Annotated in this window: 7 protein-coding genes; 6 read left to right on the forward strand and 1 reads right to left on the reverse strand. The window is 73.3% G+C overall.

Annotation, left to right across the window (positions count from 1 at the left end; genetic code table 11):
• The first annotated feature begins 28 nt into the window (after nt 1–28).
• On the forward strand, nt 29–811 hold the full coding sequence (locus ACQ0O7_RS26165) for an alpha/beta fold hydrolase (protein WP_430785279.1): 783 nt from the start codon (nt 29–31) through the stop codon (nt 809–811).
• Nucleotides 812–824: 13 nt separating this feature from the next.
• On the opposite strand, the gene ACQ0O7_RS26170 is transcribed toward ACQ0O7_RS26165, so the two are convergent.
• Nucleotides 825–2189 (reverse strand): condensation domain-containing protein, encoded by a 1365-nt coding sequence (locus ACQ0O7_RS26170; RefSeq protein ID WP_430785281.1) that lies wholly within the window; start codon nt 2187–2189, stop codon nt 825–827.
• Nucleotides 2190–2364: 175 nt separating this feature from the next.
• Between ACQ0O7_RS26170 and ACQ0O7_RS26175 the strand changes: the two genes are divergently transcribed.
• The 5 genes from ACQ0O7_RS26175 to ACQ0O7_RS26195 are packed head-to-tail and all read left to right on the forward strand — an operon-like array spanning nt 2365 to nt 16548.
• Complete coding sequence (locus ACQ0O7_RS26175) at nt 2365–4095, forward strand: non-ribosomal peptide synthetase (RefSeq protein WP_430785283.1); 1731 nt, start codon at nt 2365–2367, stop codon at nt 4093–4095.
• A gap of 30 nt (nt 4096–4125) precedes the next feature.
• Nucleotides 4126–10977 carry a condensation domain-containing protein gene (locus ACQ0O7_RS26180; protein WP_430785285.1) on the forward strand — a complete coding sequence of 2284 codons (6852 nt, stop codon included), beginning with the start codon at nt 4126–4128 and terminating at the stop codon, nt 10975–10977.
• The gene (locus tag ACQ0O7_RS26185) at nt 10974–14291 is read left to right on the forward strand and encodes an SDR family NAD(P)-dependent oxidoreductase (protein WP_430785287.1); all 3318 of its coding nucleotides are present in this window, start codon (nt 10974–10976) and stop codon (nt 14289–14291) included. The genes ACQ0O7_RS26180 and ACQ0O7_RS26185 overlap by 4 nt, the downstream gene beginning before the upstream one ends.
• Entirely contained in the window at nt 14288–15319 is a 1032-nt protein-coding gene (gene hppD / locus ACQ0O7_RS26190; RefSeq protein ID WP_430785289.1) for a 4-hydroxyphenylpyruvate dioxygenase, read from the forward strand. The genes ACQ0O7_RS26185 and hppD overlap by 4 nt, the downstream gene beginning before the upstream one ends.
• On the forward strand, nt 15316–16548 hold the full coding sequence (locus tag ACQ0O7_RS26195) for an MFS transporter (protein ID WP_430785291.1): 1233 nt from the start codon (nt 15316–15318) through the stop codon (nt 16546–16548). The genes hppD and ACQ0O7_RS26195 overlap by 4 nt, the downstream gene beginning before the upstream one ends.
• The last annotated feature ends 51 nt before the right edge of the window (nt 16549–16599 follow it).

A 16599-nucleotide genomic window follows, 5' to 3' on the forward strand; every position in this document is an offset into this window, starting at 1 on the left:
TCAAGGCTCTAGGAATGGTGACACCCACATGACGTACCTCCGGATCGGGGAAGTCGAGCTCTATTCGGAGATCGCCGGGGACGGGGAGCCGGTGCTGCTGCTGCACGGGGGTTTCTGTTCGCTGGAGTCGATGCGGGCGCAGGCCGACTCACTCGTACACGATCATCGGGTTCATGCCTTTGAACGGCCCGGGCACGGGCGCTCGGCGGACATCGTCGGGGAGTACGGGTATGAGCGTGGGGTCGCGGACACCCTCGCCTATCTGGACGCCGTCGGGCTGGAGTCGGCGCATGTCGTCGGGTACAGCGACGGGGCGATCATCGGGCTGCTGCTCGCGCTGGATCATCCGGAGCGGGTGCGGTCGCTGACGGCGATCAGCGCCAATCTCGACCCGTCCGGTTTCGATCCCTCGGTGGCGGGGCTCGACGACCTCGTCGGTGAGGCCGAGGAGAAGCCGGACGTCGAGCGGATGCACTACGAGCGGCTCTCCCCGGACGGGCCCGAACACGCCGACGTGGTGCTGGCCAAACTGTTCCGGCTGTGGACGAACGAGCCGCACATCGACCCGGCCGATCTGGCCCGGATCGACGTGCCGGTGCTGGTCATGTCGGGCGACCGGGACACCATCCGGCCGGGGCACAGCCTGCGGATCGCCGCGGGGATCCCCGGCGCGCAGCTGTGCGTGGTGCCGGGGACCTCACATCACCTCGTCGCCGAGCGGCCGGAACTGATCAGCATGCTGATCGGAGATTTCGTGCGGGCCGCCGCGGTGGCCGTCCGGCAGACCGCCCCGGCGGCAGCGCCGTCGTGATCGGCCCCGCGGGTCATGCGGGAACGTGGCTCTCCCGCCCGCGCAGACGGCGGCGGACCTGGCCGGGACCGGCGCCGTCGGTGGACATCGCCACGGCGGCGCGTTCCAGATCACGCAGGAAGGCCGGGGCGCCGTCGAATCTCGGGTCGGAGCAGAGCCGGAGGATCGCGGTGCTGTCCAGCTCGTACACGAAGAGGAAGAACTTGGCGTCCTTCTGCCTGCCGTCGTCGGCCAGCGGTCGCAGGACCGTGCGGTCCAGGTCCGGCGAAGGTGGGGCGGCGCCGGCGGCCGGCGTGACCCGGGCGGCGTCGGGGCGTACGTCGTTGTAGAAACAGAACCCGCCCGCCTCGATGCCACGGTCCCGGGCGGTGGCGGTGACCAGGTCCTCCATCTCGTCCGGCTCGCATTCGGTGGTGGCCAGGGCGACCAGCGCGGCGGTGCGGGCCCGCCGGAAGAACGCCGCCTGATCCTCGTCCGTGACGGTCAGCCGTAACAGGGCGTTCTGGTTGAACGCGGCGACCAGCTGGGCGAATTCGGGCTGGGACCGGGTGGCCACGATGCAGCGCAGCCCGGTCTCCGTCTCGTCCTGCCGGATGGCGAGGACCAGGCTGACCAGGGACTGAAGCGTCATCCCGGTGGTGAGCCGGTGGATCGCGGACAGGTGCCGCACCGCCGCGGCGAGCGCGGGGGAGTCCAGTTCCGCCCACCGCCCCGTGATGGTGTCGTCGCGGTCCAGGCCGGTCATCCAGATCGGCGGGAGTTCGGCGGCGCCCCGTCGCCAGTGTTCGAAGGCCCGTTGCTGGCGGCGCCGGGCGATCGGGCCGTCCTCCCACCGCGCCCGGGACAGCGGCTGGGCGGAGCGGGCCGGGAGCCGGCGGCCGGCCAGCAGATCGGTCAGGTCGGCGCCGAGGATCCGCATGCTCCAGCCGTCGGCGGCGAAGTGGCTGACGGCGAGGACCACCTCCCGTGGCCGCCCGTGTTCCAGCCGGACGGCCACGCGGACCAGCAGATCGCGGCCGTGGTCGAACGGCGCCGCGGCGAGCCGTCGCTCGATCTGCGGAAGGTCCGCGGCGTCCGCTTCGATGACCTCGATGGTGATCGAGCCCCGGCCGCGCACCACCTGGCGGGGGCCGGTGGGTTCCCGGCGCACCGTGGTCCGCAGGGAGGCGTGGCGTTCCACGACGGTCCGCACCGCCGCGGCGACGTCGGTCAGCTCACGGCCGGGTGCTATCGGGCAGACCTCGACCAGGTTCAGTGAGGCGTCGTCCGGGGGCAGCCAGGCGAACACCGCCCAGATGGCTCGCTGGCCCCAGGTGAGCGGCCCCTCGCCGGAGTCGCCCTGGAATTCCACGCGGATGTCGTGGACCGGCTGACTCATGTCGAAGACCTCCTCAGTCGGGAGGATCGCCCCCACGATTGTCCGATATCCACGTCGGACCCTAGATATCGAAACAAGATGATGCAACCTTAGAGCGGAACGTTGCAAAAACTCGACTTTGCGGTTTAGGTGGTCGCATCGACACGTTGCGCAACTGACGAGACGGGGGTCCGGTTTGCCGACGAACGACAGCCGCGACGGTGCTGTGCTGGCCGCGATGACCACGGCCGCGGCCGGCGGACCCGGAGGCCTGCGCTACGGCGAGGACTGGTATCCGTACTCGACGATCGGCGCCTGGGCCGACCGGATCGCCGACGATCTGCGCCGTCGCGGGGCCGGCCCGCACACGGTGATCGCCGTGCGCCTCCCCGCCGGCCCCCTGCACCTGGCCACCGTCTGGGCGGTCGCCCGGGCCGGCGGCGTGCAGCTCTACCTCGACCCGCGGTGGCCCCGCGCCCACGCCGAGCAGATCCTGCGCCGATCCGGGGCCCACCTGGTGGTGACCACCGGCGGAGCCGCCGACACGCCGCCATGCACGCTGGAATTCCTGGCCCGCCCGGCCGCCGGCACACCGGATCCGGACCATCTCGACAGCGCGGGTTCACCACTCGCCTGCCTGGTCAGCACCTCGGGCACCACCGGAGGCGCCCGGCTGGTGGCGCTCACCCACGCCGGTATCGCGCACCTGGTCCGCGACAGCGACCTCACCGGGCTGCACGCCGGTGACCGGTTGCTGGCCCTCGCGCATCCGGGCTTCGGCGCGTCGCTGTGGGAACTGTGGGCCGCCACCGACGCCGGCGCCACCCTCATCGTGCCCCGCGACCGCACGATGTCCCTGGACGATCTGCTCGACCAGGTGACCGGTACCCGTACCTCGGTGGTGCATCTGCCGGCCGGCGTCTTCCGGCAGATCGAGGCGGACCGGTTCGCCCGCCTCGACGGTGTGCGCCTGCTGATGACCGGCGGCGATACCGTACCGGCCGCACACTTCCACGCCGTGGCCGCCCGGTTCCCCGGCACCCTCGTGGCCTGCTACGGATGCACCGAGAACAGCGTCTTCACCTCGCAGTACCGGGCCGGGGACAGCCCTGCCGACGATCGTCCGCTGCCGCTGGGCACACCGCTGCGCGGCACCCGGCTGCGGGTGCTGGCCGGCCCCGGCGGAACCGGTGAGATCCAGGTAGCCGGGATCGGGGTGGCCGCCGGCTACCTCAACGACGCCCCGGCGACCGCGGACCGGTTCACCGCCGACGAGACGGGCGCCCGGGCGTACCGGACCGGTGATTTCGCCGCCCGGCACCCGGACGGTACGGACCGGCTGACCGGCCGCCGCGACCGTCAGGTACAGGTCCGCGGCTTCCGGGTCGAACTGGCCGAGGTCGAGGGCGTCCTGTGCGGACTGCCCGGCGTCCGTGACGCCCACGTCCTCCGATGGGACCCCACCGGCGATGATCCGCAACTCGTCGCGGTGCTGACCGGCGACCACCAGGCCGACGCCGGCGCGGTGCTCGCCGCGGCCCGCGAATCCCTGCCGGATTTCATGGTGCCCGACCGTGCCGTCGTGACGAGCGGCCTGCCGCTCACCGAACGCGGCAAGGTGGACGCCGCCGCGGTGCGCCGGCTCCTCACCGGGCCCGCGGCACCCACCGGCCCGGCGGCCCCGGCCGGCGACGACATCACCGCCCGGGTGCACCGGATCTGGCGGCACGTGCTGCACCGGGACGACGTCGGCCTCGACACCCACTTCGCCGACTGCGGCGGCCACTCCCTGCGGGCCACCCAGATCATCGCCCGGATCCGGGACGACCTCGGCATCCGCCTCAGCATGCGGCAGTTCTTCGACGCCCCGACAGTCCGCGAGCTGTCGGCACAGGTGCGCCACCTGCACCAGACCCGCTCACGCTGACCCGACTCCTACGCTCCGGGAGCCCTCGCCGTGCCCGAACCGCTGTCCACCCTGCCCGCCACCACGCACCAGACCCAGATGTTCTTCCTCCAGCAGATGCAGCCGGACAGCCCGTTCTACAACGTGGCCGTCCGCGTCGACCTCGACGGTGAACTGGACGCCGACCGGCTGGCCGACTGCCTGCGCCTGCTCGTCCACCGGCACCGGAGCCTGCGCACCGGGTTCCGGCTGGACCCGGACGGCACGGTACGGCCGGTGACCGCCACCGCCACCTCCTGGGATGTCGGCCGCCGCGAGACCGGTGACGGCGCCGACGACCTGCTGCGGGAACTCGCCACCCGCCCGTTCGACATCACCGAGCCCCCGCTGATCGCCGCGCACCTGATCCGGACCGGACCGCGACACCATGTGCTCGCGCTGATCGTGCACCACGCCGTCATCGACGCCTGGTCGGTCGGTGTGCTCTTCGACGAGCTCGCCACGCTGTACAACGCTCCCGGCCGGCCCTCGGCGGCGGTACTGCCACCACCGGCGGCGTACCCCGCCGCGGAACGGACCGAAGCCGCCGACGCCGACCTCGGGTACTGGCGGAGACGGTTCGCCGACCTGCCCGCCGGCCAGGACCGGCCCGACCGGATGCACCGCGACACCGTGGCCGGAGGACTGCACCACTTCCGCATCGACGCCGGCACCACCGAGGCCCTGAACCGGGCCGCCCGTGGATACCGTTGCACCCCGTTCGTGCTCATGCTGACCGCGCTGCGACTCGCGATGGGCCGCATCCGTGGCGTCCACGACCTCACCATCGGCTGCCCGGTGGCGGACCGCTCCGACCCCGGCGTCGAACACACCGTCGGCTACCTGGTCGGCACCCTGCCGATCCGCACCGTCGTGACCGACCTCGACGACATCACCACCGCCGTGGAGACCGTGCGCGAGGCGCTGCTCGACGGCTTCGACCATCGCGGCGTGTCCCTGGACCGCATCGTCGCGCAGGTAGCCCCGGCCCGCGACGCCGTCGACGGCCCACTGTTCGACATCACCTGCCAGCTGCAGAACGTCGGCGACGAGCGACTGCGACTGCACGGCGTACGCAGCACCTTCACCCACATCGACAAGGGCACCGCCCAGTTCCCGCTCAGCCTCGACATCATCGCCGCCGACGGTGGGCTGAACTGCATGCTGGAGTATTCGACCGAACTGTTCGAGCCGGCCGGCATCACCGAAGTCGCCACCGCGATCGAGACCGCCATGCGCCGGATCGCCGGCCACCCGCCCGAACCGGGCCACCCCGCGGGCGCCACCCCGGACATCGCCGGCCGGCTCGCCACCCGGATCACCACCGCCCTGCGCGACGCCCCGCCGGACCACCCGGCCCTGGTCACCGAGGAACGTGTCTGGACCTACGGTCATCTGCGCACCGCTGTCGAGGAGGCCGCGACCGGCCTGCGTGCGGCCGGGTTACGGCCCGGCCACCGGCTGGCGGTCGCCGCCCCGCGCGGTGCCGACGCGATCGTCCTGATGCTCGCCGCCTGGTCCGCCGGCACCGCCTACTGCCCACTCGACGAACGGATGGGACGAGAGCAGACCGCCACCGTGGTCCGGCGGCTGCGGCCCGCACTCCTGGTCGGACCGGCCGCCGAGGACCACCGGGCGGAGACGACCGGAGTGACACCCGCGCGGGACACGCCACCACTCGGGTACGTCGTGCACACCTCCGGCTCCACCGGCGAGCCCAAGCAGGTGCCGGTGGGCGTCGAGGCGCTGTCGGCGTACCTGGACGCGGTGGCGTCCCCGCTCGGTCTCCGGCCCGGCGACCGGGTCCTGCACTTCGCGGCCCCCGGCTTCGACGTCACGATCGAGGAGGTGCTGCCCACCCTGCTGGCCGGGGCCACCGTGGTGGTGGCGCCACCGTCGCTCGGCGGCACCCCGGAGGCGTTCCTGACGGCCGTCGCCGAGCACCACGTCACGATCGCCAACCTGCCCTCGTCGTACTTCCATCGGGTCGCCTCCGGCCTGACGGCGTCCGGGCGTCCGGCCGTGACGCCGCTACGGATGCTCATCGTCGGCAGCGAGACCCTCCGGGCGGACGCGGTGCGCGCCTGGCGGGCGGCGGGTTTCGGGCCGGTACGCCTGATCAACGCCTACGGTGTGTCGGAGTGCACGGTGACCGTGGCGATGTGCGACCTCACCGGACGGCCACTGCCCGGCGACGGCCGGTTCCCGATCGGGCACCCCCTGGACCACGCCCGTCTGCGGATCGCCGGCCCGGACGGGGCCGAACCGCCGGTGGGGGTGGCCGGGCGGGTCGTCATCGAGGGCCCGTGTGCCGGGCCGGGCGGCACCCACGCCACCGGGGACGCCGGCCGGCGGCTGGAGTCCGGCGAGATCGAACTGCTCGGGCGGGTCGACAGACGGTTCAAACGGCGTGGCGTACTGGTCGATCCGGAGGGAATCGAACAGCTGCTGACCGGCGACGGCGACGCCCTGGTCGCGTCCCGCCCGGACGGCGCCCTGGTCATGATGCTCGAGGTGCCGCCGGCCGGAGAACCGCCGGACGACGGCGGCGAACGGGTCTCCGAGTGGACCGACGTGCACGACGACGAGGCGCACAACGAGCACAGCGAACGCGACGACCCGACCTTCAACATCAGCGGGTGGGTCAGCGCGATCAGCCGTGAACCGCTGTCACCGAGGGTGATGAGCACCTGGTTGACCGACACGGTCGAGGCCATCCTGCGGTTCCGGCCCCGGCGCGTCCTGGAGATCGGCTGCGGCACCGGCATGCTCCTGTTCCGCCTCGCCGCGACCTGCGAACGCTACGTCGGCCTGGACGTCTCCGCCGCGGCGCTGGACCACGTACGGGCCACCATCCGGACGGTGCGCCCCGACCTCGCCCATGTGGAACTGCGGCAGGGCGCCGCCGACGCGCTCGGCGCCCTGGGCGTCGACGGGCCGTTCGACGCCGTCGTCATCCACTCGGTCGCCCAGTACTTCCCGGGCCGGGACTATCTCACCGAGGTACTGCGCCAGGTGTGTGCGGTGCTCGACTCCCGGGCCGTGATCCACCTCGGTGACCTGCGTGGCTTCGAGTCGCGCCGGGCGCTCTACCGCGAGCAGGTGCTGGCCCGGACCCCGGAACTGGACCGGGCCGCTCTGGTGGCCGCGATCGAACGGTACGCCGACGGTGAGAACGAACTGCTGCTCTCGCCACGGCTCTGGACCGGCCTGGAACTGCCCCGTCCGGTGTCCGCGGTCGAGACCTTCGCCCGCCGGCCGTGGATCGACTCGGAACTGAGCCGATACCGCTACGACGCCCGCCTCTTCCTCGGTGACTGGGCCGTCGCCGAGCCGGCCCGGGTCGAGGCCGCGGACGTGACCACGGCTCTGCGGGCCGGCGTGCCGTCCTTCACCGTCGGCGACCGGCCCCGTCCGCACTCCGGCGAGGCCCTGCTGGCCACCGACCGCGTCTACCGTGACCTCGGCCTGGGCGCGCTGCTGGATCTGCCCGCCGAACCGGCCACCGAGACGGTCGAGCGGTGGCGCGACTGGTACCTCACGGCAGCCGCGCACGGGTACTCCGTGATGCTGCCGTTCGGCACCGGGCCGGCGCGTGTGGACCTGACGTTCGTGCGCCGCGACGGTGGACACCCCCTCGCCCGGACCGTCTTCCCGTCCCGGCTCACCGGCGACCGGGACGCCCACAACGATCCGATGCGCCGCGACCGGCTCGCCGCCGCGGTGCGCGCCGCCGCCGCAACGGTCGCCGCCCGGCTCACACCCGAGTCGGTGCCCACCCACGTCATGGTGCTGGAACGTTTCCCCCGGGCCAGCGACGGCCAGCTCATCCGGCCGGCACTGCACGCCCTGCTGCCGTACGCCCGGGAGGTCTCCCCGGCCGGTGACGCCGCTCCCGCGGACACCCCGCGGGAACCGGTCGCCCGGATCTGGTGCTCGGTGCTCGACCGTGCCACCGCCCGCGACGACGACAACTTCTTCGCCAGCGGCGGTGACTCCATCCTGGCCCTGCGACTGGTGGCCCGGCTGAGAACAGCCGGCTTCCCGGTCCGGCCCGACCTGATCTTCCGGTACCAGACACTCGCCGAGCTGCGGCGGGCCCTCACCGGCGCCGTCACCGGCACCGGGCCGGACCGGCCCGCCGTGACCGATACCGCACCGGCACACACACCGATGGCCCACTGGTTCGCCGAGCAGCGGTTCGCCGACCCGGACTGGTACCACCAGTCGATCGAGCTGACCCTGACCGGGCCGGCGGCACACCGATTCACCGCCGCGCTGCGCGCGGTCACCCGGCTGCACCCGGCACTCGGCCCGCACGAGCCGGTCATCGTCGACGCCGACGGCGACCTCGACACGGCCGTCGCCGCACACCGGCACACCGTCCGCGCCCAAGGCCCGGCGGTGCTCGCGGTACGCCACGGTGCCCGGGTACGGCTCCTGATCCACCATCTGCGCGTGGACGCGGTGTCCTGGCACCTCATCCTCGACGACCTCGACGCGGCACTCGGCGGCGACGACCCGACCGGCCGCCCGGCGACCGCGCTCACCGGATGGGCCGGCCGGCTGACCGTGGCGGTGCGCGCGGACGACCACGAGAACCGGTACTGGCGCGACCGGCTCCACGACGCGCCGGCCCTGTTCGCCCCGGCCGGCCGGGGACAGCTGAGCTGGCACCGGCTCCGGGTGCCCGGCAGCTCCGACACCCGGCCCGCCGAACCCGCCGAGGCGGCACTGCTCGGTGCGATCGCCACCGCCGTCGGCTGGTGGCGCGAGGTCCCGGAAGTGGTCCTCGACCGGGAGATCCACGGCCGTGACCCGTCCGATCCGGACGCCGGCACACTGGTCGGCTGGCTCGCCACCAGCCACCCGCTGCGGGTCCGGGCCGACGGTGACCCGGCGGCGGCGGCCGGCCGAGTCCAGCGGGCCCTGGCCGAACTGCCGCACCACGGCCGCCGGTTCCTGGCACACCGCTTCCTGCGCGCCGACGCCGAACCCCTGCCGGCCAGCCCGGCCCAGGTGTGCTGCACCTACCTCGGCGCCCACCCCGTCGCCGCGGGCGGCCACCACAACTTCGGCACCGCACCGACCACACCGGCCGACGACACGGCGCCGCGGAACACGTCCTGCTACGCCCTCGACATCGTCGCGCACGGCGACACCACCCGAGGCTGGGAGATCAGCTTCGCCGTCGACACCGCCCGCGTCAGCGAACCCGAGGCCGGCCGCTTCGCCGGCCTGCTGACCGCGGCCCTGACCGGCCGGACACCGGACCGGGACCTGCCGCTGACCCCGATGCAGACCTCGATGGTGCTGCACACCATCGCCCGGCCGGACTCCCTGGTGGGCATCGAACAGACCCTGCTGACCATCGCCGGAACCCTGACCGCGACTGCGTTCCAGACCGCGGTCGACGCCGAGATCGCCCGCCACGACCTGCTGCGATCCACGTTCCACCTGGACACGACACAGCCGTACCGGCGGGTCCGGGCCGGCGTCTCCTGCCCGGTTCGGGTGCACGACCTCACCGGCCTGGACGCCCGCGACCAGCTGCGGGCCATCGAACGGCACGCCGCCGACGACCGGGCGCGGGGCCTGGACCTGACAACGGCCCCGCCGATGCGCTGGCACCTGTTCCGCCGGGGCCCGGCGCTCACCACCCTGATCTGGACCCACCATCACGCCGTCCTCGACGGTGCCGGCTCATGGCGGTTCCTCGACGCGGTCCTGCGGCGCTGTCACGGCGACGTACCGGCCGGAACCGAACCCGAACCGCCGGCACACCACTACACCGACTGGCTGAACCGGCAGGACCGGGCCGAGGCACGCGACCACTGGCGGCAGCGGCTGGCCGGGCTGACCGGCCCGCTCCTGATCTTCGGCGACGCGCCGCTGCCCAGCGCCGGCGGCCACGAACTCGACGTGTCGCGCCGCACCCTGCCCACGACGTCGAGGGACGGTCTGCACGACCTGGCCGCCGCCAGCGGTGCCACTCCCGCCACCATCGTGACCTGCGCGTGGCTGGTGCTGCTCGCCGAGATCTCCGGACGTGACGACCCGGTCTGCGGCGCCAGCGTCACCCGCCGGCCGGAGGACGACGAGCAGGCGATCGGCCTGCACGTGAACAACGTGCCACTGCTCGCCGTCGCGTTCGGCGGCCTCCCGGTCATCGAGTGGGTGCGGCGTACCCAGACGCAGATCGCCGGAGACCTCTACTACTCCTACCTGGACCCGGTGGAGATCGGCAGGTCCGGCGGCCTGCCCGGGCGGTTGTACGACACCCACGTGGTGTACCAGAACTACGCCCGGCCCCAGCCGCCCGCGGACCCGGACGCGCCCCGGGTCGTCTCCACCACGACGGTCACCCGCACCGGGAACCCGCTGACCCTCATCGTGGACGAGGATCCCACCGGGGCGGCGACGGTCGAACTGGTCACCGACCGAACGGTGCTGGACCGGCCGGCGGCGGCCCGCCTGCTCGGGCGCTTCCTGGCGATCCTCGGGCGGATGGCCGGCGAGCCGGACCTGCCGGTCGAGCGGCTGCGCCACGCCGATCCGGTGATCCGGCCGCTCGCGGGCACCACCCGGACGGTGGCACCGGCGGACGCTCCACGCAGCGACACGGAGAAGGTGGTCCGCGACGTCCTGGCCGGACTCCTCGGCCGGCCCGACGTCGCCCCGGACACCACCTTCTTCGACCTCGGCGCGCGGTCCCTGCTGCTGTTGCGGCTGCGTTCCGAACTGTCCGGCCGCCTCGGTGTCGAGGTGCCGGTGACGCACCTGTTCGAACATCCCACCCCGCGGCGGCTCGCCCGGGCGTTGCAGCCGGAATCCGGCATCGACGGAACAGAGGAGCACGCGTGAACGACGAGATCGCCGTCATCGGCATGGCCTGCCGGGCACCCGGCGCCGACGACGTGGAACAACTGTGGTCCAACCTGCTGCACGGCCATGTCGCGGCCCACCAGGTCAGCCGGGACGAGGCGCTGCGGGCCGGCGCCCGCCCGGAACACCTGGACCGCCCCGGCCACGTCCGCCGGGTGCACGGGCTGGCCGGGGCGTACCGAGACTTCGACTCAGCGGCCTTCGGGCTGACCGGACGCGAAGCCGACCTGATGGACCCGCAGCACCGGCTCTTCGCCGAAGTGCTCTGGCACGCCATCGACGATGCCGCCGTGGCCGGTGCCGGCCACGGCCGGATGGGCGTGTACGCCGCCGCCGGGATGAACCAGTACCTGCCGATGCTGTTGCGGGCGTACGGCTACACCTCCGCCGATGAGGACCCCCAGATCTGGCTGCTGAACGACCCGGACTTCCTCGCCACCCGGATGTCGTATGCGCTGGATCTGCACGGCCCCAGCATGTCCGTGCAGTCGGCCTGCTCCAGTTCGCTGGTCGCGGTGCACCTGGCCGCCCGCGCGCTGCTCGCCGACGACTGCGACATCGCCGTGGCCGGCGGCGCCGCCGTCGACCTGCTGGCCGAACGCGGCTACCTCTACCAGGCCGGTGGGATCAGCTCCGCCGACGGCTACTGCCGCCCGTTCGACGCCGCGACCACCGGATCGGCACGCGGCAGCGGTGCCGCCGCCGTCGTCCTGAAACGGCTCAGCGCCGCCCGCGCCGACCAGGACCGGATCGTGGCCGTCATCCGCGGCACCGCCGTCAACAACGACGGGCGGCGCAAGGCCGGATTCACCGCGCCGAGCGTGTCCGGGCACGCCGACGCGATCCGTGCCGCGCTCAGCCGTGCCGGGCTGACACCCGGCGAGGTGAGCTACGTCGAGGCACATGGCACCGGCACCGTGCTCGGCGACCCGATCGAGATCCGTGCGCTGGAGACGGTGTTCTCCGACGGCCACCGCCCGCACGGCCCGTGCCGGATCGGCTCGATCAAGGCCAATGTCGGCCATCTCGACGCCGCCGCCGGTGTGCTCGGCCTGATCAAGGCCGCGCTGGTGGTCTCCCACCGGGCCGTGCCACCCCAGCCCGGCTTCGGCGACCCCTGCCCGGGGCTGGCCGGCAGCACCGTGCTGCGGGTGCCGACCGCGACGGTCACGACACCCGGCGACACACCCGTGTACGCCGGTGTCTCCTCGCTCGGCTTCGGCGGCACCAACGCGCACGCCGTGCTGGCCTCACCACCGCGGGTGAACGCGTCGCCGGCATCCGCCCCGGACAGCCCGGTCCTGCTGCTGCTGTCCGCCGCCACCGCGTGGTCACTGCAACGCTGGAGCGAGAGCCTGGCAGACCTGCTCGACGCCGAACCCGGTGACGAGCGGCTGGCCGACATCGCCTACACGCTGCGTACCGGCCGGCGGCATCTCGGCCATCGGCGAGCGGTGGTGGGCCGGACGGCCGAGGAGTGCGCCGCCGCGCTGCGTGAACCGGTCACCACCGCCGGCGGCCCACCGGTGGTGACCGCCGACGGTGGCCACGCCGAACGGTATGCCCGCCTGGGGATTCCCGTCACCGCCACCGGGCCGGTGGACGAGGCCGCGTTCCTCACCGCCGCCGGCCGGTTCTGGACCGCCGGCGGGGAGGTGGACTGGCGGCGGCTCGACGACGCCCCGCGCCGCCGGCTGTCCCTGCCGGCATACCCCTTCGACCGCCGCCGGCACTGGCCCCTGGCCGGCGAGGCCACGCCGGGCGACGCCCGGGTCCACCGGCGACGGTGGGATCCGGTCCCGCCTGCCCCGGTATCCGGGCACACCACGGACAGCGACATCCACATCGTCGGGCCGGCCGGCGACCTGCGCACCGCGCTGGCGGACGCGCTGGGGGCCACCGGCCGCGCCGTCACCGTGGCCACGGCGGCCGACCCGCTGCCCGGTGGGGACAGCCCACTCGCCGTCATCGACCTCACCGGGTTCACCGCGGACCCGCTCGACACCGGCGGCTACGCCCGTCTGGTCCGGCGTGCCGCCGCACTGCGGTATCGCACCGCCCGGTTGACGTACGTCGCGGCGGGTGTGTTCGCGGTCTCCGGCACCGACGTCGTGTCCCCGTCGCACGCACTCGCCCTGGGTCCGGTGACCGCCCTGTCCCGCGAGTCCACCGGGGCCCGGGGCGCCCTGCTGGATCTGGACCGGCGGCTGCTCGGCCGGCCCGCCGCGGCGGCGCAAGCGGTGGCGACGGCACTGGCCCGGGACGAACCCGTGCTGGCCGTCCGCGACGGTTCCTGGCTGGTTCCCGGCTTCGAACCGGTCACCGTCGCGGCGGCCGGCCCCGGCGGGCGGCGCCGCTGGCTGATCACCGGTGGATCGGGGGGCATCGCCGGCGCCCTGGCCGAGCGGCTGCGCCACCGGCACGCCGCGGACACCGTGATCCTGGTGAGCCGTTCGCCCATCGTCGGCGTCCGGCGGCTCGGGGACACCGGCCCCGACGATGAGCCCGGCATCCGGACCGTCCAAGCCGACCTCACCGACCCGCAAGCCGTCCACGACCTGCACCGGCGGTGCGAAACGGTGCTCGGTGGCATCGACGTGGTGTTGCATCTGGCCGGCGACGGCGGCGGACAGACCCTGACGGACTGGGATCCGGATCTGTCCACCGGGATCCTGACCCCGAAGGTGACCGTGACCGACCGGCTGCTGGCCGCGTTCACCGGTGCCACAGTGGTCGGCTTCTCGTCGCTGACCTCGGTCAAGCCGGTGGCCGGCGCATCCGACTACATCGCCGCCAACAGCTATCTGAACGCCCTGGCCGACACCGGGCGGCCCGGCCGGCTGACCATCGCCTGGCCGGCGTGGCGCGGACTGGGCATGGCCCGCCGGTCGCCCACCGGCATCGACGCCGACACCGGGCTCGACCTGGTCCTGCGGTTGCTCGGTACCGGCGCGGGCACCTACTTCGTCGACGCCGACGGGGACCGCCTCACCGAACCGCGTCCGGTGCTGGCCACCGCACCCGGTCCCGGGGACGTGACCGCCGCGATCGTGGACATGTGGGCCGAACTGCTCGGCTTCCGGATCGAGGATCCGCGGACCGACGTCTTCGACGCCGGCGCGGACTCCTTCACCATGCTGCGCATCCTCGACCTGATCGAGCAACGGTGGCCGGTGTCGGTCGCGCTCGACGAACTGTTCGCCTGCCAGTCGGTGGCCGACCAGGCGGACCTCATCACCCAGCGCCTCGGCCGGCAACCGGACGAGGCCCGACCGGAAGGAACGCTCCCGTGAACGGTCATCCCCCGATCCACGGCATCGCCCACTGCGACATCGCCGTCGGCAACGTCGACACCGCAGCCGAGACCCTGCGCCGCGAATACGGCTTCACCGACCAGGCCGACGTCGCGGTGCGCACCTGCGCCGACGAGCGCACGCTGATGCTCGGGCAGGGCGCCATCCGTCTCACGGTCTCCGGCGCCACCCGGCCCGGCGCGCCGGCCGGTACCTTCGTGCACCAGCACGGCGAGGGTGTGCGCGACATCGGCCTGCTGGTGCCGGATCCGGACGAGGCGCAACGCCTCGCCGTCGCCCGCGGCGGGCGGGCCACCGACCGCACCCCGGCCTGGGCGCCCGCCGGCAGCCGCTCGATCGAGGGACCGGGCGTCTTTACACACACCTTCGTCGCGGCCGGCGAGCCCCGCGGCGAGGACCCGGCCGGCCCACTCCGCCTGCTCGATCACTTCGCGCTGGCGGTGGCGTGCGGCGACCTCGAATCGTGGGCCGACTTCTACGTCACCGTGCTCGGCTTCGAGGTCGTCATGAAGGAGACCACCGACACCGGCCGTACCAGCATGCGCAGCATCGTGGTGCGGCACCCCGGATCGCGGATCACCTTCACGATCGTCGAGCCCGGCGCACCGGGCGACCGGAGCCAGATCAACGAGTTCGTCGCGGCCAACGGTGGCGCCGGGGTGCAGCACATCGCCATGCTGACCGGCGACATCGCCGACACGGTGGATCGGTTGCGGGAAGCCGGCGTCACCTTCCTGACCACCCCGGCGACCTACTACGAGCGTCTGCACGACCGGGTGCCGAACCTGCCGGACCCGATCGAGCGTCTGCGAAGCCGGCACATCCTGGTCGACAGTGACGCCGGCGGTGAGCTGCTGCAGATCTTCACCCGCCCGGTGACCGGCCGGCCGACCCTCTTCTTCGAGGTGATCGAGCGCCGGCACGGCTCCTCCGGCTTCGGCAGCGGCAACATCAAAGCCCTCTTCGAGGCCGTCGAAGCCGACCAGGCCGGCCGGGGAGTTCTGTGAATCCTTCGCCGCCGGCCCGCGACGCGGTGCTGCGGCATCGGGACTTCCGGCTCTTCCTGGCCTCACAGGCGGTCAACGAGGTGGGGCGCTCGATGTTCCCGGTCGCCCTGGTCGGGGTGGTGCTGCTGCACCACGGGCCCGCCGAGCTCGGGCTGCTGCTGGCGATCCGGGGCATCACCGCCTCGATCGTCGGCCTGGGTGCGGGCGTCCTGGTGAACCGGGGGCGCAAGAGCCGGGCGCTGCTGGCCAACGACATCGCGCAGTGCGCCGTCGTCCTGGTCTTCGCCACCGAGCCGGGCTCGTTCGCCGTGCTGCTCGCGCTGTCGGCGGTGTCCGGCTTCTTCAGCTCGGTCGGTGAACCGGCCGCGGGATCACTGGTCCCGGTGCTGCTGGCCGAGGACCAGCTGCAACGCGGTAACGCGCTGAAGAGCATCGCCAACCGGGGCGCCGCCATCGCCGGACCGGCGCTGGCGGGAGTGTTGCTGACCGTGGCCGACACCCGGGCGGTGTTCCTGGCGAACGCGGCGACCTTCGTCGTCAGCGCGACCCTGCTGCTGGCCATCCGGGAGAAACGCGGCCGGACCACCGGCGAGCGGCTCCGTTTCCTGGAGGATCTCGGTACCGGCCTGGCCGAGGTCCGCCGCCGGCCCTGGGTGGTGGCGATCATCGCGATCGCGACGGCGCAGGCGCCGCTGATGGTCGCCCCGGGGTTCGCGTTGCTCCCCGTGGTGGTCGCCGAGACCTATCCGGCCATGGTGTACGGCCTGGCACTGTCGTTCATGGCGGCCGGCGAGGTGGCCGGTGGCGTTCTCGGCAGCCGATGGCAGCCGCGCCGGCCGGGCCTGGTGTCGCTGGCCGGGGTGCTGCCGTACCCGCTGGTGCTGCTGGCTCTGGCGGCGGCGCTGCCGTCGCCGGTCATCCTGGCCGGCTACCTGGCGGCCGGCACCGGGTTCATGCTGTTCGGCATCTACTGGTACACCGCTCTGCAACGGGCGATCCCGGCCGACCGGCTCGGTGTCGTGCTCAGCATCGACCAGGTCGGCAGCTTCGGCCTGGAACCGATCGGGTACGCCGTATCCGGCGTGCTGGCCGAAACGATCGGCCCTCGCCGGGTCCTGTTCGGCGCGGGGATCATCGGCCTGGTGATGACTCTGCTGCCGCTCGGGGTGCGCGGTGTGCCCCGCCTCGCGGACGACACCGGCATCCCCGCCGGATCGCCGTCCCGCTAGGTTCCGGGTGGCGTTCGGTGGTGAATCGAGCCACCGAACGCCACCCGGAAG

This window comes from Actinoplanes sp. G11-F43 (assembly GCF_050589265.1).
Classification (GTDB): Bacteria; Actinomycetota; Actinomycetes; order Mycobacteriales; family Micromonosporaceae; genus Actinoplanes.